Source organism: Xenorhabdus koppenhoeferi (assembly GCF_900116635.1).
Taxonomy (GTDB): Bacteria; Pseudomonadota; Gammaproteobacteria; order Enterobacterales; family Enterobacteriaceae; genus Xenorhabdus; species Xenorhabdus koppenhoeferi.
The window spans coordinates 1-24,547 of sequence record NZ_FPBJ01000005.1; the positions used below are offsets into that span (position 1 = coordinate 1).

The following is a 24,547-nucleotide window of genomic DNA, read 5'->3' on the forward strand; positions in this document are numbered from 1 at the left end:
TCCCACCTGACCCCATGCCGAACTCAGCAGTGAAACGCCGTCGCGCCGATGGTAGTGTGGGGTCTCCCCATGCGAGAGTAGGGCACTGCCAGACAATTATTTGCCAGAGAAGCCATCCTTCACCGGATGGCTTTTTTGCGTTTTAGAACTTAACAGCCAATTAAACTACCGCCTCCCCACATTTCTTTAACCCTGCTTAGAAGTTTTTGCGAAAAAAACGCAAGTTAAAACATATAATCACTTGATTTAACTTGGTCTTATGATTTTTGACTATTTTTACGTGCATAAGCTGCCAATATTGTTCTTTCTGATAACTCCAGATAGTCTTTCATTTTTTTAGCAGCAAGTTCATTTTGCCCAGAATTAAGAAGTTCCAGAATATGGGTGTTTTTATCGATATAGGGTGCATATAAAAGTTCTGGATCGTTCAAAATACCAAAAGCCAGTCGAAGTTCCGCAGAGATATTGCGATAGAAGGCAATCAACCTTTCACTATCAGTTAATTCCACAATTGCGGCATGAAAACGCATATTGGCCGTTCCGGCACCAATCCAGTCTTTTTTATTACGGCATTGTTCGGCTGTTTCGACGGCTTTTGTCATCTTGGCAACACCGGGATGTATTGAATAAGCTTGAGCAAGTGCCTGACACTCAACCAGTTGTCGAACCCGATAGATATCAATAATTGATGCGATGTCGGGAGTCGCAACAAATACACCACGGTTAGGCTCATGTTTGAGCAGGCCCTCTTGAGTCAGCAGCCGAAATACTTCACGTAATGTATTCCGTGAAATTTCAAGCTGTTCGCTCAGAGTGGCTTCTGATAATCGCTGTCCCGGTAATAATTCCCCAGCAACCAACTTATTTCTTATAGTTTCGGCGATTCTGTTGCTCAAAATCTGGGGGAAATGGTTTTTTTTCATAGTCATCCATTAGGTTAGTTGCTGATAACGAACACCTTCGAAGCATAATAAACAAAAATCCTCACATATTCCTTGGAACCCAGCAAGTTATCGCTATTGAACCAATATAGGGCGATTTCACTGTATGCCTTGGACCTAGATTGTGCATCTTGGCAATAAATTCAACAATAAATGTTAATAAAGTGATCTCCATTGGACTTTTGCAATTGATAGCATAATTTTGTTTGCTTATTTACTCACCAGATATTATTTATTGTTCAACAATATGTTTTCTTTGATTAAACAATTCTCTAATTTTGTTCCAAAATGGTACGGATATTGCTTAGAAGATAATAAGTATAATAACGATGACAGGGGAGAATGAGCAATCTTTGTTTATGCTGACTGGAAACGCACTGATTTGATGGAAGGGTATGTTTACCCACGCTGGCTTCTGTGGTCAAGTGCAATGACTTGTGTGCTGACATGGTACATGGGTGTGATATCTATCGATTCAATCTTTGAGTTTTTGAAATCAGCTTAAGGGAATCATCATGATAAAAACAATCGATTTAAATAGTGATCTCGGTGAAAGTTTTGGTCAATGGTGTATGGGAAATGATGAAGCAATATTGGAGATTGTCAGTAGTGCTAACGTTGCCTGTGGTTTTCATGCGGGAGATCCGGTAGGAATTTTGCGTACCCTAAAGTTTGCCCAAAAAAATAATGTGGTGATTGGTGCTCATGTTTCTTACCCTGATTTGGTTGGTTTTGGACGGCGTAAAATGGATATCGCTGCACATGAACTTACAGCAGATGTTATTTACCAGATTGCTGCCTTGCAAGGATTGGCTAAAGTAGTAGATACAAGAGTGAGCTATGTCAAACCTCATGGTGCGCTTTATAACACAATTGCACATGATGAATATCAGGCGATTGCTGTTATTGAAGGTATTTTAGCGATTGATCCTAACCTTACTTTGGTTGGTTTGGCGGGATCAAGCATCTTAAGATTAGCTCAAGAAAGAGGGTTGAAAACCATCGCAGAAGCATTTGCTGATCGTGCCTATACTTCTAAGGGGGAATTAGTCTCCCGTCGTGAAACGGGTTCTGTTCTGCATGATGCAGATCTTGTCGCTCGACGCATGTTGCAATTGGTGACAGAAGGAGGTGTTGAATCGATTGATGGAAAATTCACATCCATTCAGGCGGATTCTATTTGCGTACATGGTGATAACCCTGATGCGGTAGAGATGGCAAAACAGGTCAAAACCGTTTTGCAACAGGCCGGAGTTACCATCCGATCATTTGTTCATCCATAAACATAGTTTGAACTGACACGGTTGATAATTTAGGGGGATAGCCTTGCGTTTTTTACCTGTTAATTTTAATACTATCATGGTTGAGCTAAGTGGGTTGCCAGAAACACTGGCGCTGTTAGATTCACTGAGTGTGTCTCCTATTTTTGGGATTGAAGAAATTATTCCGGCAGCGAGAACGTTGATGATTCGTTTTCGGCCGGCAAAAATATCAGCCCAGCAACTAGTGACAGAAATCAGTTGTCGTGATTTGCAGGCACGTGGTCATGCAATAGGAAAACAGATTGAAATCCCGGTGCACTATAACGGTGATGATCTTACAGCAGTTGCAGAAATATTGGGGATAACTGTTCAGGAAGTTGTTCGTCAACATACGGAAAATGAATATACTGTAGCCTTTACTGGGTTCGCTCCCGGCTTTGCTTATCTGGCATCGGATGCCTCGCAGTGGAATATTCCCCGCCGAAAAACACCAAGAACACGTATTCCGGCAGGTGCCGTTGCCTTGGCGGGAGAGTTCAGTAGTGTTTACCCACAAGCAAGTCCTGGAGGGTGGCAAATTATCGGTATTACAACCGAACGGATGTGGGATCTTTCCCGTTCATCCCCCGCCTTATTGCAACCGGGTTATCGTGTTAACTTTCGGGATACCGGGCATCTTCCTACAACAATAAGTTTGCCAGAAGTGCCTATCAAGCATGCAGTTTCATTACCAGAGTCCTCTTGTTATTTGGAAATTTTGTCTGTGGGATTACAAACCCTGTTCCAGGATTTGGGGCGCGTTGGTCAGTCAGGGTTAGGGATATCAGAATCTGGGGCGATGGATAAAAGTGCCTTGCGCAGTGCAAACCGCATTGTTGGCAATGTTTCTGACCAAGCTTGTCTGGAAATAGTACAGGGCGGGTTCAAGGCTATTGCACATGGACAAATAGTGATTGCGATCACGGGAGCACCATGCCCGATAGAGATTAAGACTCCAGAGGGTGAAACGCTCTATGTGAATACTTACCAACCTATTGATCTGAACGACGGCGATGAAATTTCGTTGGGGACTCCAGCTGCTGGCATGCGTTCTTATCTGGCTGTGAGAGGCGGTTTTGTTGTTCCGGCCATTTTATCCAGTCACTCATTTGATACACTTTCTAATATCGGGCCATCACCGCTAAATGTGAGGGATAAACTAGCCGTCAGAGGAACATCCCACTGCGCAGCGGTATCTTTTTCTGAAACTCCGGCTTTTGCTATGCCAAATAAAGATGATGTTGTGATATTGGATATCATTCTTGGTCCCCGCACAGATTGGTTTACCCAAGAAGCCATCGATTTATTGAGCGACCAAATTTGGCAGGTAACTCCTCAATCTAACCGTATTGGCTTGCGATTAAGCGGTAAGCGTTCACTATCACGCCTTAAGCAACAAGAACTACCCAGCGAAGGAACTTGTGCGGGAGCGATTCAAATTCCTGCCAGTGGGCAGCCTGTCTTATTTCTAGCTGATCATCCACTCACGGGCGGATATCCGGTTATTGCCTCAGTAGCCGATTATCATCTTGATCTTGCTGGTCAGGTGCCTGTCAACGCCAAAATTCGCTTTAACCCCATCAGCCAATTCCAAGAAATCCAAGGGAGCAAAGATTTTTCATGAGTACACTGAATAATAAACCGAAGAAAGTGTTGATTGCCAACCGTGGTGAAATTGCCGTCCGTATTATTCGCGCTTGTCGTGATTATGGCATACAGACAATCGCTGTGTATGCGGATGTTGACGTTAACGCACTACATGTGCAATTGGCTGATGAAGCTTATCGTTTAGGTGGAAATACGCCTGCGGAAACTTACCTTCATATTCCGCGTTTACTGGAGATAGCAAAGCAGTCGGGAGCGACAATGGTGCATCCGGGATACGGTTTCCTGTCTGAAAGAGCGGAATTTGCCCGTGCAGTGATTGATGCGGGATTAATTTGGATTGGCCCGCATCCTGAAACTATTGATGAACTGGGTGACAAGGTTAAGGCGCGTAGAATTGCTCAGAAAGTGGGAGCACCTTTGGTCATTGGCACAGCAGAACCGGTGAAGGATGTACAAGAAGTTGTCGCTTTTGCGGAAACTCACGGTTTGCCAATTGCGATTAAAGCGGCATTTGGTGGTGGTGGTCGGGGTTTGAAAGTCGCTTGGCGATTGGATGAAGTGGCAGAACTTTATCATTCGGCAGTGCGTGAGGCGACAGCTGCATTTGGGCGGGGCGAGTGTTTTATTGAGCAATTTTTGGATAAACCTCGTCATATAGAGGCGCAAGTGATTGCGGATAGACAGGGTAACGTTGTGGTGCTGGGAACCCGAGATTGTTCCTTGCAGCGTCGAAATCAAAAACTGGTGGAAGAAGCTCCGGCTCCATTTTTAACGCAGTCACAAAGAGAACGTATTCATCAGTCAGCAAAAGCCATTTGTGTGGAAGCCAATTATGTTGGGGCTGGCACAGTAGAGTTTTTACTCAGCGCAGATGGAACACTGTCTTTCCTGGAAGTCAATACTCGTTTACAAGTTGAGCATCCGGTGACAGAAGAAACAACGGGTATCGATCTGGTTATCGAACAGTTGCGAGTAGCGGAGGGTTATCCGTTGAGCATTCGGGAAACACCAGTACCAAGAGGACATTCGTTTGAATTTCGCATTAATGCGGAAGACGCAGGTAAAGGTTTCTTGCCGACATCTGGCATAATCAGCGAATTTATCCCGCCTTCTGGCCCCGGTATTCGTCTGGATTCAGGAGTGATAACGGATTCCACCATTCCTGCTACTTTTGACTCATTGATGGCTAAATTAATCGTCACGGGGGCGACCCGTGAACAGGCAATTTCCCGTGCTCGTCGTGCATTACGGGAATTTAAAATCAGTGGTGTGGCATCGGTATTGCCTTTCCATCAAGCGGTGATGGAACATCTTGATTTTATTTCCAGTGATGCGTTTCACGTCCATACCCGCTGGATAGAAACAGATTTTGCCAATGAACTGGAAAGCTCGCCACGTCAGGTTGTAACAGAAGATAAAAACATCACCCGCACATTTATCGAGATTGATGGCCGCAGGCACGAGTTGGGATTACCGTCGAATTTATTGACTGGATTGGCGCAGTTAGTCCCTGTGAGTAAGCAGTCATTTTTTCAGTCCCAATTTTCCACAAAGGAAAAAACACCGGCAGATCCCCATCAGGTAAAAGCACCTATATCCGGTATCTTGCATTCATGGCTAGTCACAGAGGGCGAGCAAGTCAGTGAGGGGGATGTGATCGCCGTGATGGAAGCGATGAAGATGGAAGTACAAATCAGTGCTCATCATTCGGGAAAAATCACATTCTGCGTACGAGTGGGTGATTATCATGATGCAGAAAGCATACTGGCTACTATTGAATAGTTGAACAACCGGGTAGTGAATTCATGCGGTCCCATAAGGCTGAACATTCTGATTTGAATTATTTTTTATTTACGCATCGTGAAAGTTATTTACATTTATCATCTAAATGGGAATAATAACGATTCTCATGGTATTTTTTTTATAAAAGAAAAATGGCAAAACTCACTAAAATTTCCGTAAGCTTGGCTAAAAATGGCTTGTGTGTTCCTTTGATGTCAGCATCTATGTTGACCGCTCTTATTTCCAGCAACGCACTCGCAACCACGGAAAACAAAATCCAAAAATCGAATACAACTGGCGACACGATTGTTGTTATTGCAAGTAATAATGCAGAACAAGAGAGTGGAAAAGTCGGTCGTAACGAAATCAAAGTCAAACAGGCACAAAGTGTCGGCGAAATTCTAAAGAATGTACCGGGTGTACAAGCAGGTCACCCTAGTGCTTTAGGTCAGCGTTTTAAAATTCGTGGCATGGATGATCAATTCATCAACGTAACAGTTGATGGTGCAAGGCAAGAAGGCTATCACTTCCATCATGCAGGAAACTACAGCATCGATCCTGAAATGCTGAAGCAAATTGATATTAATGTTGGGACTAACAGTATCACCTATGATACCGGTGCTCTGGGTGGAGCATTAAAATTTGAAACCGTTGATGCTGGTGATTTATTAGAACCGGGCCAATTATTTGGTGCAAAAGGCAAATTAAGCTATGTCAGTAATGGTTCTGAGTTCCAGCAATCTTTAGCAACTTATGGAAGATTGGGCGCGGTCGATTTATTAGGATACTTTAACCATCGCAATATGGATGATGCTAAAACGGGCAGAGATAACCTTGGAAGAGAGTCGATTTCTACCGATGGGAAATTGGTTAACTACTTATTAAAAGCAAAATTTAATCTGACTGATGATCAGTATATCAGTGTATCAAAGGAGCATTATAAGAATGATGCTGATACGAATTTAAGATTAAATTTTGGCCCTGATGTGAATAAAGGGAAAAAAGCCAAGTACGCTTCAGAGCGTGATGGCTATAATATTTCTTATCAATATGTACCTGTCGATAATGATTTAATTGATTTGAAAATTTCTGCTTATCATACAGAACAAAACTTCAATCATATGAGGGAAGTCAACGGTCCAGGAAAGGGATTTGACAGTATTGTTGAAACTCAGGGTATCAGGGCGCGTAATGTCTCTAATTTTGATACCCAGAAATTATCCCATGTTTTAACTTATGGGTATGAATATTTTGATACCAGAATGGCATACACTAAGGCAGCAAAAAATATACACAAAAAAGGCGTGGAAACAGGAAAATCATCATCTGTTTATTTGGAGGATGACATTCAATTTTCTGATTTTCATGTTATTCCGGGTGTCAGATGGGATCACTACCAATACAATACGATTAATAAAAATAATGAGCCTTTTGAGAGAACTTATGCCCATTTCTCCAAAGCACTGGGTTTGAAATACGAACTTGGCGCGTCAACAACATTATTTGCCAATTATACCGAACTTTTCAGAGGCCCATTGGGTAAAGAGATTGGTATGGGGCAAAGTAATCACAACGCTAACTTAAAAGCGACGACGGGTCACAACTTAGAAACGGGTGCAGCGGGAACATATTCTGATGTTTTTGCTGAAAATGACTCATTCACTGTCATTGGTAAGGTCTTCCAAACCAATTTCAAAAATCTGGCTACCACTTTAGCTAAGAGTGAGCTGAACAATATCCCTAAATCCAGATTGGAAGGGTTTGAATTATCGACCAAATATCAGTTGGATAACCTATCTTTAAGAGCGACTTATGCGAAAGTTGATAACAAAATCCTGACAGGCAGTGCGCTGTTTGACACAAGACGAGAGTTTACCCCAACTATAGGTGATGTTTTCACTATTGGCGGAAGCTACTTATTTGATAAAACTGACATTGAACTTGGTTGGAACTCTCGATTTGTTCGTGCCACGGATGCAAACGGAACTAATAAAGATAAGATTGTAAATATACATAAGTCTGGCTATGGTGTCAGTGATGTGTATATTTCCTGGGCACCGAAATCCGGCTCGTGGAAAAATACAGAAATCCAGCTTGGTATCGATAATGTCTTTGATAAACGTTACAACGAGCAGTCTTACTATCTGAATACTTATAAAGGGCAGGAAGAGAAAGGTCGTTCTTATAAAGCGACTGTTTCTTATAAGTTCTAAAGACAATGCCTTAATTTGTAGTACAAAGTCTGCGGGTAAGCCGCAGACTTTTTTCAAGATCATTCTTCCGATTATCACAATTACAGTGTAAACGTCCCAATCAAAGCGACAACACTCAAAATAGCTGCTGCACCATAGAACACCCATTTACTGGCTGGAATATGAATTTGCAGATCGTGCATTCCGTGATGGATTCGGTGCATGCCGCACCATAGAGGCAGGCAGATCATCAGCAGCAAAAAGATACGACCAATAAAGCTCTGGCAGAATGTCAGGATGCGTTCATAAGAGAGTGCTTCTGGCGCCAGACCGAGTGGCAGTAAAACACCCAGCAACAAAATAATCGCAGGGCCAACAATGGCACTCCACATCCCGCCGGCACCAAACAACCCCCAGAAAATCGGTTCGTCAGAACGCTTAGGTACTTGATTCATCAGATTCTCCTTGGGGTCAGAAAAATAGCGCAATGCCGAGAATCGCGGCAGTAGCAATAATCATGGTTGCCCATAACAGCTTGATTATGGGACCCGGGGCCATTTTTTCATTTTTTACGATGATATTGAGCGCTTTTGGTGCCAGCTCAAACCACGTTTTCGTATGCAGCAAGGTTGCCAGCAAGGTGATGATATTGATCAATAACACAGCCGGATGTTGCAGAAAAGAGACAAAACCCGCCCAGCTTTCTGGGCCATTTTTCAGGGCAAACAAACCGTAAAGCACAAGCAGGCTGAACCACACGGTAGGAATAGATGTGCCTTCGCGCAGCATATAAAAGCGATAAAATCCCAGCTTATGCCACCAATTAGGCTTCATGCTGCGCACATAAGGTTTACGTTTCGTTGTCATTACTTCCTCCTCCATTATTGTGGTTTCAGCATGGAGATAAGAAAATCTTTGGCACTTTCTGCCTTGCTTTGCTGAATGGCACCAGCCGGATCGACATGTTTCGGGCAGACTTCAGAGCAATAGCCAACGAAAGTACAAGACCAGACTCCATTGTTATTATTGATTTGCGGCATACGTTCTTTCTTACCGTTATCCCGGTTATCAAGGTTATAGCGATGTGCCAGTGTGACTGCGGCAGGCCCGATGAACTCAGGATTCAGGCCAAATTGAGGGCAGGCAGCATAACACAGGCCACAGTTAATACAGCCTGAAAACTGGTGATACTTTGCCATCTGTGCCGGAGTTTGCATATTCGGGCCATCAGCGGGCTTGCGTTCATTGCCGATGATATAAGGTTTGATGGCTTCGAGGCTCTCAATAAAGTGTGTCATGTCCACAACCAAGTCCCGTTCAATCGGGAAATTACCCAGTGCTTCGACTTTCATTCCTTGTGCATAATCACGCAGGAAAGTTTTACATGCCAGTTTTGGTACGCGGTTTACCATCATGCCGCAGGAACCACAAATTGCCATGCGGCAAGACCAGCGATAGGAAAGATCAGGTGCCAGATTATCCTTAATGTAGCCCAACGCATCCAGCAGTGAGATTTGATCATCGTAAGGCACTTCATACGTAACAAAATGAGGTTCATTGTCAGTTTCCGGGTTATAGCGCATGACTTCCATTTTCAGGTTTTTTAGCTCAGCCATTCGCCTGCTCCTTCTGTTTTTTCTCTTGTGCTGCCGCTTCGCCACCATATACTCGCTTCGCTGGCTGAGATTTGGTGATTTTCACATTACTGTATTCCAGACGGGGAGAACCTTCAGGGTTATAGAAAGCCAGCGTGTGCTTCAAGAAATTTTCATCATCACGTTCGGTACAGCCTTCATCAAGGCGCTGGTGGGCACCACGTGATTCTTTGCGATTCATCGCTGAATGTGCCATACATTCAGCAACATCAAGGCCGAATCCCAATTCGATGGTATAGAGCAGATCGGTATTGAATACGCTGGAACGATCGCTAATTTCGATATGCTTGAAACGCTCTTTGAGTTCGGCAATTTTGTCGATAGTTTTCTGCATCAACTCTGGTGTACGGTAAATGCCGCACCCTTCTTCCATTGAAGTCCCCAGTTCATCGCGGATTTTCGCCCAATTTTCACCACCTTTCTGATTCAGCAGTTTATTGAGCTTATCTTCGATATCACGGACTTGGACAGCCAGTGCGCTGTTATTAGCTGGTTTCACATGCTGAATATACTTGACCGCTTCTTCCGCTGCCAGATGCCCAAAAACAACCAATTCTGCCAGAGAATTAGAACCGAGGCGGTTTGCACCGTGAAGGCCGACAGATGAACATTCACCAATAGCGAATAGCCCTTTGATGCGGGTTTCACAACGCTGATCAGTTTCGATTCCACCCATAGTGTAATGCGCGGTTGGGCGAACGGGGATTGGTTCTTTGACAGGATCAACGCCGACATAGGCTTTTGCCAGTTCACAGATAAACGGCAGACGTTCGAGCAGTTTTTTCTCACCCAAATGGCGTAAATCCAGATAAACCACATCACCACGTGGCGTGGCGACAGTACGACCCGCCTGCCATTCATGCCAGAAAGCTTGCGATACTTTATCGCGTGGGCCTAATTCCATATACTTATTTTCAGGATGTCCGAGCGGGGTTTCTGGTCCCAAACCATAATCTTGCAGATAACGATAGCCATCTTTGTTCACAAGAATTCCGCCTTCACCACGGCAGCCTTCGGTCATCAAAATACCGGAACCCGGTAATCCCGTCGGGTGATATTGCACAAATTCCATATCACGCAATGGTACACCGTGGCGGAATGCCATACCCATACCATCACCGGTAACAATACCGCCATTGGTGTTGTAACGATATACACGCCCTGCACCACCTGTCGCCATAATGACCGCATTGGCACAGATCTGAACTTTCGTGCCTTCCATCATATTCAGTGCAACCAAGCCGCGAGCCTGTCCTTCATCTACCAGAATATCGAGTACAAAATACTCATCAAAACGCTGGATCTGAGGATATTTGAGGGATGTCTGGAACAGCGTATGGAGCATATGAAAGCCAGTTTTATCGGCGGCAAACCACGTGCGTTCAATTTTCATGCCACCAAAACGACGTACGTTCACGGAGCCATCTTCTTTACGGCTCCAGGGACAGCCCCATTGTTCCAGTTGGATCATTTCTGTCGGGCAATGTTTGACAAAATACTCAACCACATCTTGTTCACACAGCCAGTCACCACCGGATACGGTGTCATTGAAGTGAAAGTCATAGGAATCATGGGACTGAGTGACTGCAGCTGAACCACCTTCTGCAGCCACAGTGTGACTGCGCATGGGATACACTTTTGAGATCAGGGCGATCTTGAGCTGGGGATTGGCTTCAGCAGCAGCAATGGCTGCTCGCAGTCCTGCGCCACCAGCTCCGATAATCGCGAGGTCGACATTGACGGTTTGCACTGCGCTTCTCCATTGTTTAAGTGGGAGCAAACAAGGTAAAGAAAAATAACGATTTAGTTTTACTATCTGTTACTTTTTGTATGGTTTAATTATAACGAATAATCCGGTGGCCAAATTTGATTTGAATGCGGATTTTGTGGAGTTTTATCGGTAAAACGTGATCTGAGGCATGTTTTATCTATTTCATTTCCTGAATGAAAAGTTACTTATCAAACACCCAGTTAGTGTTGAAAATTTGTCTGGCGGCCTTGATATGAGTAAACTGCGCGTTTTGTTTGATCTTGGAGTCATTGGAATATGAACGAAATCGCGGATTGGCAGCCAACTTCCCCTATCGCCAATCTATTGAAAAGGGCAGAGATTCTGGCAGAAATACGGCGCTTTTTCGCAGATCGCGGGGTGTTGGAGGTTGAAACACCTGCCATGAGTCAAGCGACCGTCACTGATGTCCATTTTGTTCCTTTCCAGACACGATTTGTCGGGCCTGGTGCGGCGGATGGCTTGCCCCTGTACCTGATGACCAGCCCTGAATATCACATGAAACGTCTGTTGGCAGCAGGCAGTGGTTCCATTTATCAGATGGGAAAAAGTTTCCGTAATGAGGAAGCAGGTCGCCATCATAATCCGGAATTCACCATGCTGGAGTGGTATCGTCCACATTACGACATGTATCGCTTAATGAATGAAGTGGATGATCTGCTGCAACAGATTTTGGATTGTGAAAGTGCTGAATCACTTTCCTATCAACAGGCATTTATTCGCTATCTGAATATTGATCCACTAACTGCCAGTAAAGATAAACTGCGTGAAATTGCGGAGAAACTTGATCTCAGCAATATCGCTGCTCAGGAAGAAGATCGGGATACTTTACTGCAATTACTTTTCATGATGGGAGTGGAAACTCAGATAGGTATTGAAAAACCGACGTTTATCTATCACTTTCCTGCATCTCAAGCGTCACTGGCAAAAATCAGCAAAGAAGATCACCGGGTTGCGGAACGTTTTGAAGTCTATTTTAAGGGTATGGAACTGGCGAATGGTTTTCATGAACTGACTGATAGTGATGAACAGCGCCTGCGTTTTGATCAGGATAACCGTAAACGTGAAGCAATGGGGCTGACAGTTCAGCCGATAGATGAATACCTGCTTGCAGCTCTTACGCATGGTATGCCGGATTGTTCTGGTGTGGCATTAGGCGTGGATCGTCTGATTATGCTGGCGTTGGGTGCCGAGCGGATTAGTGAGGTGATTGCCTTTCCGGTAGGAATTTCTTAATCGCGATTGGGGCAGTTTTAGGCTGCCCCTTTGATGATTTATTCTGATTATTTGTGTTCGTGATGTTTTTCCAGAAATTTCACAGCTAAATCAGGGAAATCAGTGAACGCACCATCGACATTGGCTTTGTCGAAAATGATATCAAACAATTGGTTACCGTTGGTTGCATATTTTGGCAATTGATCGATACGAATGGTATACGGATGTACAGCCAGATGGCTTGCGTGAGCCTCTTTCACTATTCCGGTTAATTTAATGTTAGCTGGTGTAGAATCACTGGCGATCAACATATGGTAATCAGGGCCAATACCGTCAGCGTATTTTGCCACTTCTTTCATCGCACCTGGTTTAAACATCCAGTCATAACTGTAATTTTGCCATGTACCATCTGCTTTTTGTTCGTAGGTTTCATTCCAGTCAGTGTAAGCAATAAGCTGAACCAGTTTCAGATCCATGCCCAGTTTCGGCTCCAGTTCATTTTTGATGCGTTTCAGTTCATTGGCATCAAAACATTGTAAATAAGCTTTATCACTCTTTTTGGTATAGCCATATTGTTTCAGAACTTCCAGCACCTTGGCGGTGATATCCTTACCCTCTTGGCGATGGAACCACGGTGCTTTAATTTCAGGGTAAATACCAATATCCTTGCCAGTGGATTTATTCAGACCCTGAATAAACTCCAGCTCTTCCTGAAAAGTATGAATATGGAAATCCGATTCTCCCATTGGAAAACGTCCGGGATAGCTCTGTACTTTCTTGCCATCCTTGATATCAAAGCCTTCAGTAAATTTTAGTGACTTAATTTCTGGCAGAGTAAAGTCAATGGCGTAATAGCGACCGTCAGCACGGGCACGGTTTGGAAAACGTTCTGCGACATCCGTTACGCGATCGAGATAATGATCATGCAGTACAATGAGCTGGTCATCTTTAGTCATGACTAGATCTTGTTCCAGATAATCAGCACCTTGTGCATAAGCCATAGCTTTGGCGGGTAATGTGTGTTCAGGTAAATAACCACTCGCGCCACGATGGGCAATAACAATCTTATCTGCTGCTGCATGTACAATGCCTGACATTGATGATGCTAACAAAATAACTGCCATGATTGCCTTGATAGGGGTCTGCATGGGATTCTCCATTTATTCTATACGCAATTAACTTGAAGATGCAGGAATTAAAGTCTGGAAATTATCGGTCAACCGGGTAGCCAATTCCTGTCCTTTTTCGGGTAAGGTGACATGAAAAAAATCTTGACGGTGAAGCCATTTTGTCATTCCGGCGACAGTGAAAGTCACCTGCCAGCGCGTCCAGACATAATCGACAATTTATGGGCACAATCTTTATCTGATATGAATGAAAAATCAAGCATCTTTAATTACGATTTGTATATTTGTTTTAGCTACCGCGATTTGCGTTAACTTTTACCGTTGTCACATTATTTTGCACCGATATCAATAATCCGATCCTGTTTAGGATATTGAATTGGCGATTTTTCCGTAAAGTATTTAACTACGGCATCTACATCAAGTACGTTATATACCGGATCGGTGCCTTCTTTCTCTTTATCCAGATGGCTGACGTTCTCCAGTATTTTACCGGCCACGTCATTACAGGCGTTAACATCAATTTTCCCGCCGTCACGTTTCTTTGCCGCACCTTCGTGGATCAAAACCCCTATCGCTTTCCCGCTTTTTTCTGCAATTCTGGCACCAGCGCGTTGATGGTTTTCATTTCGTTGGAGAAAGTCAGCCCCTCTGTACTTTGCGGTGTCACAATGACAGGAGTACCTTCCAGTGTCAGCCCGATAAAGGCAAGCGGAACACCGTCAAATTCTTTGATAACGTATTCAGGGAACAGTGTTTTGCCTGTTGCGTTGACTGTGACATTGGAGACAGATATTGGAAATCCGCCCCCTTAAACGGTTTTGGTCCCTGACAGCCTGTCACATTTCTGCGATTTAAAAATTTAAAAGGATTAAAAAGTGCTTATTATTTCACTTGATAACCATTGGGATTCTGAGATTGCCAGCGCCACGCATCGGTGGTCATTTCCACTACCGTGCGATTTGCCTTCCAGCCCAATTCACGCTCTGCCTTTTCTGGGCTTGACCAACATTCGGCAATATCTCCCGGACGGCGGGGACATATTTCATAAGGAATAAGTTTGCCACAAGCATGACTGAAAGCGTTCACCATTTCTAATACACTTGTGCCTTTCCCTGTACCCAAATTGTAAATATGCAGACCTGATTTTTTGCCAACGGCATTCAATGCAGCAATATGTCCATCAGCTAAATCCATAACGTGGATATAGTCACGAACCCCCGTACCATCAGATGTCGGATAATCATTACCATAAACAGACAATTTTTCCCGGCGACCTACCGCAACCTGAGCGATATAAGGCATCAGATTATTGGGGATGCCCTGCGGATCTTCCCCCATTGTACCCGACGGATGAGCGCCAACCGGATTAAAATAACGCAGCAGCACGACTGACCAGTCATTTTCTGCATGATGGAAGTCAGAGAGGCAGCGCTCAACCATATATTTACTGGTGCCATAAGGGTTGGTGGTATTACCTACCATCGACTGTTCGGTAATGGGCACGACTTCCGGATCGCCATATACTGTCGCAGATGAACTAAAAATAATACTTTTTACACCCGCTTTATGCATGCTGCGTACTAACACCAATGTGCCGTTGACATTGTTGTCATAATATTCGATAGGTTTGGCGACAGATTCTCCGACCGCTTTTAAGCCCGCGAAATGAATAACCGACTGAATTTGATGGCGGAAGAAAATCGCATCAAGGAATGATTCATCCCTAATATCCCCTTCATAAAACAGTGGCTTCACGCCAGTTAGTGCCTCAATGCGAGCCAACACTTCACGATTGGCATTACACAGGTTATCAATGATAATCGGTGTCATTCCTGCTTCAATCATTTGAACACAAGTATGACTACCAATATACCCCATGCCACCTGTCACTAATATTTCCACATTAACCTCTTTTTAAAAATGATTACAACTGAGAGTATAAAAAGAGTCAGCACATTAGTGAACTAAAACTAAAATATGGCAGAATCAAGCAATAATCGTTTTTGAATAGCTCGCTACCCAATAATCACAATCAGTAATAAAATTCCAATGATGAAAAAAATCACCTTTACGTCTACCCAACCTACCGCCGAGAAAGCTCCTTTTTTCACAGTCCTGCAAACAGGTTCATTACCAGAACATCCTGATATTCAAATTACACTGGCATATTTTGATCCGGTTTTCTATCGGGATACCTTATTTGACGAACACAGCATCACGTTCCCGGACAAATTACACAGTGCAGTTAATAAACGGCGGGCAGAATATCTGGCAGCTCGCTACTGCACACAACAAGTGTTGAATAACCTGGACTATCATGACTTTCAGGTAACAAATGCCCCAGATCGCTCCCCAATCTGGCCTGACAAAGTTTGTGGCTCCATCTCCCATTCAATCAACTGTGCCATTGCCTTTGCTGCTTTTTGGGATAATTACCAGATAATTGGTGTGGATATTGAACAAGAGATTAAATCAGATACTATTGAAAACGTTTCAGCCAGCATCATCAATGATGCCGAAGCAGCATTACTGGAGAAATGTGCATTGCCCTACGGGCAGGCATTCACTCTTGCCTTTTCCATAAAAGAGAGCTTGTTTAAAGCACTTTATCCCCATGTAAAATGCTTTTTTGATTTTCATGCGGCTGAAATTACATCAATTGATTGCAATACTCACACGATGAGCATCAAACTGCTGCAAACATTATCCGATAAGTATCGAAACGGCTCGCAATTTAACGGACAGTTCGTTCTAATGCCGCAACAGCAAGTGCTGACGTATATTGTGGGGTGACAGATTTCGCTTGTAAAAAAGAGGTGCTTTTAAATAAGGGTTCACCTTTGGATGAGTCTTTAAAAAAGCAATTTACAAAATTAGTGCATTAAAAATCTTTCTTAGAAGCCTGCAAATAAAGCAATTCCAATCCAATTGTCGCTGCTGCCAGCGCCGTGATCTCAGATTGATCATACGCAGGAGCCACTTCCACCACATCCATTCCGACAATATTCAACGGTTGTAAGGCTCGTACTATTTTCAATGCGCGATCTGAAGTCAATCCCCCAATGACTGGCGTCCCTGTGCCCGGTGCAAATGCCGGATCAAGGCAATCAATATCGAAAGTCAGGTAAATCGGTAAATCATCAACCACAGTTTTAATCTGCTCAACAATGTCATTAACACCGCGATCATTGACCTGATCAGCATCCAGTACAGTGAAACCATTATCAGTTTCATGTTCAGTGCGGATGCCTATTTGTACTGAATGATCAGGATCTATCAATCCTTCATTTGGCGCATGATGAAACATCGTACCATGATCAAATTTGCTGCCATTTGGATAAGTATCTGTATGGGCATCAAAATGGATCAGCGCCATTTTGCCGAAATGTTTTGCATGGGCACGCAGCAATGGCAACGTGACAAAATGATCACCGCCAAAAGACAACATACGCTTGCCCGATGCCAGTACCTTTTCAGCATGTGCCTGCAACTTATCGCTCATATCCTGGGCATCACCGAAGTTAAATACCAGATCACCGCAATCCACCACATTCAGGCGATTACGTAAGCTAAAGTTCCATGGCCAACGGCTGCTTTCCCATGCCAGATTAGTCGATACCTGACGAATGGCAGCTGGCCCATGACGGCTACCCGCGCGTCCCGATGTTGCCATATCGAAAGGCACTCCAGTAATTACCCATTCAGCATCACCGGAATAAGGCTGAAAATTCAACGGGAAACGCAAGAAACCGAAGGCATTAGAAACCAAAGAGTTATCAACTTGGTTTCCTAAGGAGATAATACTCATGACATATCCTCAAAAGTTCGATACTGACTTATTACCAATATCCAATATCCAATATTTTCTATAAACCCCTTTATATTTGTCCATATTCGTTTAATCAAATGGCCCAATTTCCGGCATAAAATACAACCAATACGATAGCAAGAATCGTCGTGCCAATATTCAGCTTACGCCATTCGCCCGAAAAAACACGCCCGGCAACCAACGTACTGAAGCCCAACATAATGCCTGTCACAATGTTGCAAGTCAGTACAATAAACACTGCACACAGCAAGCTGGACATCGCACTGACAAAATCATTGAAGTCCAGTTTCCGTACATTACTCAACATCAATAACCCGACATACATCAAAGCAGGAGCCGTGGCATATGCAGGGACTAAATACGACAATGGTGACAAGAATAAAATCAATAGAAATAAAATACCAACGACAGAAGCAGTTAAACCCGTTCTGCCGCCAACAGCCGTTCCAGCGGCAGATTCAATGTAAACTCCAGCCGGAGAAGAGCCTATAGCTCCCGCGAAAATACTACAGGCAGAATCAGCGGTCAGAGCTTTACCACCACTGATAATCTGGCCTCTCTTATCCAACAGGTTCGCCTGACTGGCTACTGCCTGAATGGTTCCTGTGGCATCAAATATCGCCGTCATTACCAACGCCAGAAGGCTCGGCAACACAGCAGGTTGTAACGCGCCGATAATATCCATACTGAACATCAGGGACAAACCGTCTTCCCCTAAAGTCGGAACTTTAAAAAATCCTTGATATTTTACCGCCGGGTCAAAAATCAAACCGATAATTGAAATTGTGATAATCACCAACACAATACCGCCCGGTACTTTTCTCCGCTCCAATCCAATAGTTGCGGCTAACCCCAAGAGCGTCATAATCACGGGAAAAGTCGTCAATGAACCGAACGCAACAGGCAAACCGTCATGAGGATTCTTGATCACCAATCCAACACCATTGGCTGCAATCAGCAGTAGAAATAACCCGATACCAATCCCTGTTCCATGTGCAATATTCATGGGGATATTACGTAAAATCCACGCTCTTACGCCCGTCACCGAAATTAGTGTAAACAGGCATCCCATCAAGAAGACTGCGCCAAGCGCCACAGGAATACTTACCTGTTGTCCTAAAACCAAACTGAACGCAGTAAATGTACACAATGAAAGCGCACAACCAATTGCCATTGGCAGATTAACCCACAATCCCATCAATAATGAGCCAACACCGGTTACCAGACAGACAGAAATAAATACGGCAGCATGAGGGAATCCGGCTTGTCCAAGCATGCCCGGCACCACAATAACGGAATAAACCATCGCCAAAAATGTCGTCAACCCAGCAAGAATTTCCTGACGCACAGTCGATCCACGTTCAGTAATCTTAAAATACTTATCGAGCTTGCATTGAGTTGGTACCTGCATACCAGACATGTGTTTCCCCTGCTTTCTGTTGAATATTTTGCATTGAAAATGTCTCACTATCTTCCCCGTCCTCATCCAACGAAAACGATTACGTCTCTAAATAATAAAGATCAGTGCCGTACTCGTTGGTTCAGGCATTCACTTGCGCAATCGTTTGGCTTTTCAGGTAAAAAAATAGTGAGGAAATTTGAGGCGAACGATTATCCAGTGGATCGGGGATGAGAATCAAGCGGTAATCACAAAAAGCTGAAGATTTTCCTATTCCACTACCCAACAAAGCAGGTTTTGATAAAGGAATCTGGTTTATGCGCATAAGCCAGCCATATCGCTTAAAAATGGCACATCTCCGGCTGATTTTCCTCGCGAAGATTATGAAAAGAACTGGAAAAACCGCTTTACTCCTGCTGAATAAATAACGGCTTTTACCAGACTAATGATACATTTTATACGCCTTTACGCCTGATCTTGTGTAAAATCCCCTCAATTCGGCTTTAAGACTTAAGGAGATAAAACATGACAACTTATGCTCTGGTAGGCGATATCGGCGGTACAAATGCACGGCTGGCATTATGTGATGTAGATACCGGGCAACTGAGCGCAATCGAATTCTATCCCTGTGCGCATTATGCATCGCTTGAAATTGTTATCCGCCAGTATCTGAAACAGCAAAACTGTGCCGTCAAATATAGCTGCATCGCAATTGCTTGTCCGGTGACAGAGGATGTTATCAGCATGACCAATCACAGTTGGCGTTTTTCGGTCAGCCAAATGAAAACATCTCTGGGATGGGAACGTTTTGAGGTCATTAATGATTTTACCGCTGTCTCCCTTGCCATTCCGGTTCTGGGTGCAGATGACATGATAAAGATTGGCGGAAAACAACCTCAGTCCAAGCGACCAATCGCAGTTTATGGTGCGGGTACAGGTTTGGGAGTCGCACATCTTGTTCATACGGGAAACCAGTGGATGAGCCTGCCCGGTGAAGGTGGTCATGTCGATTTTGCGCCCGATAGTGTGGACGAAGATCATATGCTGAATGTATTGCGGGAAGAATATGGTCATGTTTCAGCAGAGCGTGTCCTTTCAGGGCCTGGATTAGTCAATATCTATCGTTCTCTGATGAAACTGAACGGTCAGCCAATAGAAGAAATTACCCCTCGTGATATTTCAGATCGCGCGCTGAGTGGCAACTGTCCTATCTGCAAGCGTACACTGGAAATTTTCTGTGCCGCATTAGGGCGTTTTGGCGGGAATTTAGCACTGAATATGGGTGCATTTGGTGGTGTTTACATTGCAGGTGGAATTGTCCCGCGCTTCCTTGATTTCTTCCAAAAATCGGGGTTTCGCAAGGGATTTGAGAGCAAAGGCCGATTTACAAATTATTTACAAGATATTCCTGTCTATCTGATTACCTATGATAAACCGGGATTATTGGGTGCGGGTTCTTATATCCGCCAATCGCTGGGAAAATCGATTGGGTAAATAAGTTCATTTTATACTTGCTCATGCTATTTATTTGTTTAGTTTGTTGGTAACAGATTTAAGTGTATTTAGCATGAGCAGTCTATCCAGCTTTCACGTCAGGAGATAAAATCACCGGGCTTCAAACATCCCATAAAAATGCCCGCTGCAGAAGAGTTCAGTGCGTTCTTGTGAGTGAGACTTCACCCCTGAAAATGAAAGTGGGAGTAAAAATAAAAGTGGAAAGCCTCACAACAGTGGGGCTTCAAGAGAAAAAGTCAATCCGGTTTATCGGCAACTTTCGATGTTAAAAGTATCCGAATAAAAAGTAATGCAATAGTCAGCAACGTCATCACTGTTACAACAAAAACTAACCCTTTCCAACCCAGTGATTCGTAAATTCCCCCAGACGCAAGCGCAAACACCATTGATGCAGCAGCCAAAAGCGTTTCACTTGCTCCTTGAACACGAACTTTATTTATACCATCAGACATGCTGTTGATAAGATGAGTTCCGCCCAAGAACATGAAGTTCCACCCTATTCCAGCAAAGATCAATGGCGCTCCGAGAATAACTATTTTTGTTTCATTGGTCAGCCCAACCAGAAAACCGATAAGATTCAAGAAAGCTCCCAAGAGAATAATATTATTCGCTCCCATTTTTGATATAAGCATACCAGTGATGACACCGGGTGCGAACATAGCGATAAGATGGACACCAACTAACATACCTGTTTCTGAATCATTCATACCGTAGCCTACCGAGGCAATTGAGGCAGGTGACATGACTATCATCATAATTGCATGACCCAGTACCATCGCCGTAATGCCAAACAATAAAGGCCGATTTTTAGCAATAAAAGAGAATCCTGATGATTTACCGGCATTATCTTCTGTTGAACTGGCTGAATATCCAAGACCCGCTTCAAGTGCTGCAAATGCAAGAACCGCGACCCCTCCAATAACGGACACAATCACGTATATTCCGATAAATGGAAGATCAAAACCCAGCCCATCTCCTTTCCCGTAAAGTTCGCTACCAATAACAACACCAATTATCCCTGAAGCCAGCAATAAGGAGCTTGCTGTTGCAGCCCGGTTCTTGGGAACACTTTCTGCTGCGGCATATCGTAGAAAATTAATGCCAATCATCGCGATGCCAATCAAGAAATGCCCTCCAAGCAGAAGCAGAAAGCTGTTTAAATAAATCGAAACCGCTGAAGCCCCTCCACCAAATACCATTGCTATACTGGCCAGAATAAATCCGCTTCTCCGCCCATAACGTGCCATGAAGTTCGAAAATGGAATTGAACAAACACTTCCGGCTGCCATTTGTATAGCAATAGGCAAAGTCGCAAGCCAGGCCAATGGAGCAAGATGCAGGCCAGCCAACCCTCCTACAGTGAAAAGTAGCGGTACCGCACTCTCTAATGCGATATTTCCCAAAATAATTAAGATAAGATTACGCATGAATAATCCTCTGGAGATACTAACAAATACAACACATATATTACTAATGACCTGAACTGCTTTTACCGTAACGGAAGATTTTCTTATAAATCCTCATTATTTGATTATCTTCCGTATTGATATATCAGGTCATAGAGTAACAATCTTATCCTGATGTTTATTAAGAGTTCGATTCCTGCAATAAAGTCGTCATATTCTCCAACGTATCAGCATCTACATAAAAGTCACTTACCCCCCGATGATTAATAATTCTCATTCTCTTACCATGTTGGTGGATTTCTTGTTCAATACTCATTCGCCAAATATTTTTCCGGTGTTCAATAACGGCAATACCGTGATAAGGAAGATAAGGTGAATGACTCTTATAATCAGGATATATCCTGACACCAATTAATGGTAACGTCTTGTGATGAATAGTGGCTCGGATCGCATTAGGAAACAAAAGCTTTTCCCATCGAATACTCGCCATTGCTTCTTTCATCGCTCTGTAATGAATGAAAGCAGTATGAACTCTATTCATAACTTCATTCTTTGTTTCCAAATCAGGAAAAATGGAATCACAAAACATAGCCTTCTTTTGATTATATGTCAGAGATAAATCTGATATGTTAACAGTACTCCCAACACTTGCGTGGAAACGGATTGCCTCCTCATGACTAATTCCAAAAGATGGATTTGATGTGAATGTTTTCAAATGGTTTGATAAAGCACTGTCATAATCATCCTGAAGTAATGCGACTATATTAGATATATCAAAAATGTTAACAATCTCATTTACTTTTCTTATTTTAGTGAATTCTTTTAGATCCCTGATATATTTTTCTGCTGCATCCATTGGGTCACCAAAAATCCCCGCATAAAATGTAGCATCCGAAAGAATGGTAAAACGAATTTTTATTCCTGTATTTTCTTCAAGATATGTTGAAACTTTCGCAAGGTGTAATAAAGACACCTCTTCAGCCATAGTCAAAGAAGTAATATCATGTCTTTTTTGCCAATTACTAATAACACAAAAGACAGGAAGGATGATATCAATTTCTCCTCTCTCATTTATACTAGATTTGATTTTCGATAATGTCTCCAGACAGGATGAAAAAATAGTTTTCGAATTAAACTGGATAACCGGATGATTGAGATAATCCCGAACCATAACGTGCAAAGGGATATCTTTTTTTCTTTTCTCTTTCCACCACTGCTCAGAGGGTAACTCTTTAGAAATAGAGCATTTATTAAGTAATTCCTCACGTAAATCTGCTGCAATTAAATTGCCATTAGACATCATATCAGGTTCAGACTCCGGCCATCCAAATTGACCAAACATAAGTGAATCTTCAATGATTGAACCATTTGTGCTAACAGATACATTTTTCAATTTATCCTCCTAAATAATTATAGGTACATCCCGTAAAATGTATGGATTCTTGAATAACTCTGTATTTAGCTTCTAGATCTCTTTTATCATCTGTAAAGGCGTGTTATCCCCAATATAGATTGGAGTATTGCTGACTATATAGTCAGACACATCTGCTAGTCAGACACATCTGCACAATGCTTTCTCAGACTCTTCTCTTCTCCCGGATAGGAATGATGACTCCTAAGCTAAGAAGCAGAATAAAGAAGCAAAAGAAGAATAACGAATAATAACTAAAAAGAGCTATATCATTATCTGAAAGGTGACGATTATCATTTGTGTGTTTTCTTTATTCATTAATATATTTTCTCATTTTCATGACGATTACAAATTAAAATATATAAAAAAATATTTATTTAAAATAAAATAGGATTGAAAAATAATAGTACTTTTAAGGGAACTTAATTCTGTTTTTATAATATAATAGATTCCTCCGAACGGTAGCTTTGCAAGTGATTTACTTCAGGAATTTTTACGCCAGAATTGTTAACTAACTTCCCTTTTTGTTATATTCTGACATTATCAGTGGATTAAATTATTTGCTATTTCATTCACTATCTGTAAAAAAATCAAGGTAATTAATAAAAACTTTATATACCCAATGGATTTCAAGATGCAGCGCGACGGCAAGGGAATGAACCCCCAGGAGCATAGCTAACTATGTGACTGGGGTGAGTGAGCGCAGCCAACAAAGCTGCAACTTGAAAGACGACAGGTATAGTTACATAAAATAAAAACCCCGTATAAACGGGGTGTTAGATTCAATTATTTACCGAATTTCCGAAATCAAATCTAAAATGGAATATCATCATCGAAATCCATAGGTGGCTCATTACTCTGTGGTGCAGAAGACTGAGACTGAGCCGGACGAGATGGCGCACCGCTACCGCTGAATTGCTGAGATGCCTGTGGCTGTTGTGGTTGCCCCCAACCGCTTTGTGCCGGAGCAGTTTCTTGCCCTGCACCACCACGGCTGCCCAGCATTTGCATGGTACCACCAACATTTACGACAATTTCAGTGGTATAACGATCCTGACCACTCTGATCCTGCCACTTACGGGTCTGCAAAGAACCTTCGATATAGACCTGAGAACCTTTGCGCAGATATTCACCTGCAACTTCTGCCAGTTTACCGAAGAGCACTACACGGTGCCATTCAGTTTTTTCCCTCATCTCACCGGTTTGCTTGTCACGCCAGCTCTCAGACGTTGCCAGAGTAATGTTGGCGACTGCACCTCCGTTCGGCATATAGCGAACTTCCGGGTCCTGCCCCAAATTACCCACTAAAATAACTTTGTTTACGCCTCTGCTGGCCATTGGAAATACTCCTGATGAAATGAATTTTGCTAAAAACGG

The 24,547-nt window shown here is 43.1% G+C and carries 22 protein-coding genes and 1 rRNA gene; 8 read left to right on the top strand and 15 right to left on the bottom strand.

Going from position 1 to position 24,547, the window contains the following annotated elements; all coding sequences use genetic code 11:
- Positions 1-94: ribosomal RNA gene (gene rrf, locus BM329_RS02545) — 5S ribosomal RNA — on the top strand; the annotation flags it as partial.
- A 163-nt stretch (positions 95-257) separates the two neighbouring features.
- Here the strand turns inward: rrf and BM329_RS02550 are convergent.
- Positions 258-923: a GntR family transcriptional regulator gene (locus tag BM329_RS02550; protein ID WP_422643799.1), complete on the bottom strand. Its 666-nt coding sequence runs from the start codon at positions 921-923 to the stop codon at positions 258-260.
- Between the two features lie 533 nt (positions 924-1,456).
- On the opposite strand from BM329_RS02550, the gene BM329_RS02555 reads away from it, so the two are divergent.
- The 4 genes from BM329_RS02555 to BM329_RS02570 all read left to right on the top strand — a co-directional run bounded on the left by BM329_RS02555 (position 1,457) and on the right by BM329_RS02570 (position 7,845).
- On the top strand, positions 1,457-2,224 hold the full coding sequence (locus BM329_RS02555; RefSeq protein ID WP_092548462.1) for a LamB/YcsF family protein: 768 nt from the start codon (positions 1,457-1,459) through the stop codon (positions 2,222-2,224).
- 43 nt (positions 2,225-2,267) lie between these two features.
- Positions 2,268-3,866: a 5-oxoprolinase subunit B/C family protein gene (locus tag BM329_RS02560; RefSeq protein WP_092548465.1), complete on the top strand. Its 1,599-nt coding sequence runs from the start codon at positions 2,268-2,270 to the stop codon at positions 3,864-3,866.
- On the top strand, positions 3,863-5,632 hold the full coding sequence (locus BM329_RS02565) for an ATP-binding protein (protein WP_092548468.1): 1,770 nt from the start codon (positions 3,863-3,865) through the stop codon (positions 5,630-5,632). The genes BM329_RS02560 and BM329_RS02565 overlap by 4 nt, the downstream gene beginning before the upstream one ends.
- A gap of 152 nt (positions 5,633-5,784) precedes the next feature.
- The gene (locus BM329_RS02570) at positions 5,785-7,845 is read left to right on the top strand and encodes a TonB-dependent receptor domain-containing protein (RefSeq protein ID WP_092548471.1); all 2,061 of its coding nucleotides are present in this window, start codon (positions 5,785-5,787) and stop codon (positions 7,843-7,845) included.
- Between the two features lie 80 nt (positions 7,846-7,925).
- On the opposite strand, the gene frdD is transcribed toward BM329_RS02570, so the two are convergent.
- The 4 genes from frdD to frdA are packed head-to-tail and all read right to left on the bottom strand — an operon-like array spanning position 7,926 to position 11,229.
- On the bottom strand, positions 7,926-8,279 hold the full coding sequence (frdD, locus tag BM329_RS02575; RefSeq protein WP_092548473.1) for a fumarate reductase subunit FrdD: 354 nt from the start codon (positions 8,277-8,279) through the stop codon (positions 7,926-7,928).
- A gap of 16 nt (positions 8,280-8,295) precedes the next feature.
- Positions 8,296-8,691 (bottom strand): fumarate reductase subunit FrdC, encoded by a 396-nt coding sequence (gene frdC, locus BM329_RS02580; RefSeq protein ID WP_092548476.1) that lies wholly within the window; start codon positions 8,689-8,691, stop codon positions 8,296-8,298.
- Between the two features lie 14 nt (positions 8,692-8,705).
- Positions 8,706-9,440, bottom strand: coding sequence for a succinate dehydrogenase/fumarate reductase iron-sulfur subunit (locus tag BM329_RS02585; RefSeq protein ID WP_092548480.1), 735 nt, complete (start codon positions 9,438-9,440; stop codon positions 8,706-8,708).
- On the bottom strand, positions 9,433-11,229 hold the full coding sequence (gene frdA / locus BM329_RS02590) for a fumarate reductase (quinol) flavoprotein subunit (RefSeq protein WP_092548483.1): 1,797 nt from the start codon (positions 11,227-11,229) through the stop codon (positions 9,433-9,435). The genes BM329_RS02585 and frdA overlap by 8 nt, the downstream gene beginning before the upstream one ends.
- Before the next feature lie 297 nt (positions 11,230-11,526).
- Here frdA and epmA point away from each other — a divergent pair, with 297 nt between their 5' ends.
- Positions 11,527-12,504 (top strand): elongation factor P--(R)-beta-lysine ligase, encoded by a 978-nt coding sequence (epmA, locus tag BM329_RS02595; protein ID WP_092548486.1) that lies wholly within the window; start codon positions 11,527-11,529, stop codon positions 12,502-12,504.
- Between the two features lie 47 nt (positions 12,505-12,551).
- Here epmA and glpQ read toward each other — a convergent pair whose 3' ends face one another.
- The 4 genes from glpQ to galE form a co-directional block, all read right to left on the bottom strand.
- Complete coding sequence (gene glpQ, locus BM329_RS02600) at positions 12,552-13,631, bottom strand: glycerophosphodiester phosphodiesterase (protein ID WP_092548489.1); 1,080 nt, start codon at positions 13,629-13,631, stop codon at positions 12,552-12,554.
- Positions 13,632-13,658: 27 nt separating this feature from the next.
- Positions 13,659-13,829: a winged helix-turn-helix domain-containing protein gene (locus BM329_RS15265; RefSeq protein ID WP_422643801.1), complete on the bottom strand. Its 171-nt coding sequence runs from the start codon at positions 13,827-13,829 to the stop codon at positions 13,659-13,661.
- 110 nt (positions 13,830-13,939) lie between these two features.
- Positions 13,940-14,173 carry a hypothetical protein gene (locus BM329_RS14950; protein ID WP_245758991.1) on the bottom strand — a complete coding sequence of 78 codons (234 nt, stop codon included), beginning with the start codon at positions 14,171-14,173 and terminating at the stop codon, positions 13,940-13,942.
- Positions 14,174-14,492: 319 nt separating this feature from the next.
- Entirely contained in the window at positions 14,493-15,512 is a 1,020-nt protein-coding gene (galE, locus tag BM329_RS02610; protein WP_092548492.1) for a UDP-glucose 4-epimerase GalE, read from the bottom strand.
- 147 nt (positions 15,513-15,659) lie between these two features.
- On the opposite strand from galE, the gene BM329_RS02615 reads away from it, so the two are divergent.
- Complete coding sequence (locus BM329_RS02615) at positions 15,660-16,403, top strand: 4'-phosphopantetheinyl transferase family protein (protein ID WP_245758992.1); 744 nt, start codon at positions 15,660-15,662, stop codon at positions 16,401-16,403.
- Between the two features lie 88 nt (positions 16,404-16,491).
- Here BM329_RS02615 and speB read toward each other — a convergent pair whose 3' ends face one another.
- The 3 genes from speB to BM329_RS02630 all read right to left on the bottom strand — a co-directional run bounded on the left by speB (position 16,492) and on the right by BM329_RS02630 (position 19,163).
- Positions 16,492-17,418: an agmatinase gene (gene speB, locus BM329_RS02620; protein WP_092548495.1), complete on the bottom strand. Its 927-nt coding sequence runs from the start codon at positions 17,416-17,418 to the stop codon at positions 16,492-16,494.
- A gap of 94 nt (positions 17,419-17,512) precedes the next feature.
- On the bottom strand, positions 17,513-18,859 hold the full coding sequence (locus BM329_RS02625) for an NCS2 family permease (RefSeq protein WP_092548498.1): 1,347 nt from the start codon (positions 18,857-18,859) through the stop codon (positions 17,513-17,515).
- A 121-nt stretch (positions 18,860-18,980) separates the two neighbouring features.
- Positions 18,981-19,163 (bottom strand): hypothetical protein, encoded by a 183-nt coding sequence (locus BM329_RS02630; protein ID WP_092548501.1) that lies wholly within the window; start codon positions 19,161-19,163, stop codon positions 18,981-18,983.
- A 200-nt stretch (positions 19,164-19,363) separates the two neighbouring features.
- Between BM329_RS02630 and glk the strand changes: the two genes are divergently transcribed.
- Positions 19,364-20,332 (top strand): glucokinase, encoded by a 969-nt coding sequence (gene glk / locus BM329_RS02635; RefSeq protein ID WP_092548504.1) that lies wholly within the window; start codon positions 19,364-19,366, stop codon positions 20,330-20,332.
- Between the two features lie 257 nt (positions 20,333-20,589).
- On the opposite strand, the gene BM329_RS02640 is transcribed toward glk, so the two are convergent.
- From BM329_RS02640 to BM329_RS02650, 3 genes are all read right to left on the bottom strand, one after another.
- Positions 20,590-21,780: an MFS transporter gene (locus tag BM329_RS02640; RefSeq protein ID WP_092548507.1), complete on the bottom strand. Its 1,191-nt coding sequence runs from the start codon at positions 21,778-21,780 to the stop codon at positions 20,590-20,592.
- A 160-nt stretch (positions 21,781-21,940) separates the two neighbouring features.
- On the bottom strand, positions 21,941-23,152 hold the full coding sequence (locus tag BM329_RS02645) for an L-tyrosine/L-tryptophan isonitrile synthase family protein (RefSeq protein ID WP_092548510.1): 1,212 nt from the start codon (positions 23,150-23,152) through the stop codon (positions 21,941-21,943).
- A gap of 831 nt (positions 23,153-23,983) precedes the next feature.
- Positions 23,984-24,508: a single-stranded DNA-binding protein gene (locus tag BM329_RS02650; protein ID WP_092548513.1), complete on the bottom strand. Its 525-nt coding sequence runs from the start codon at positions 24,506-24,508 to the stop codon at positions 23,984-23,986.
- Positions 24,509-24,547: the final 39 nt, after the last annotated feature.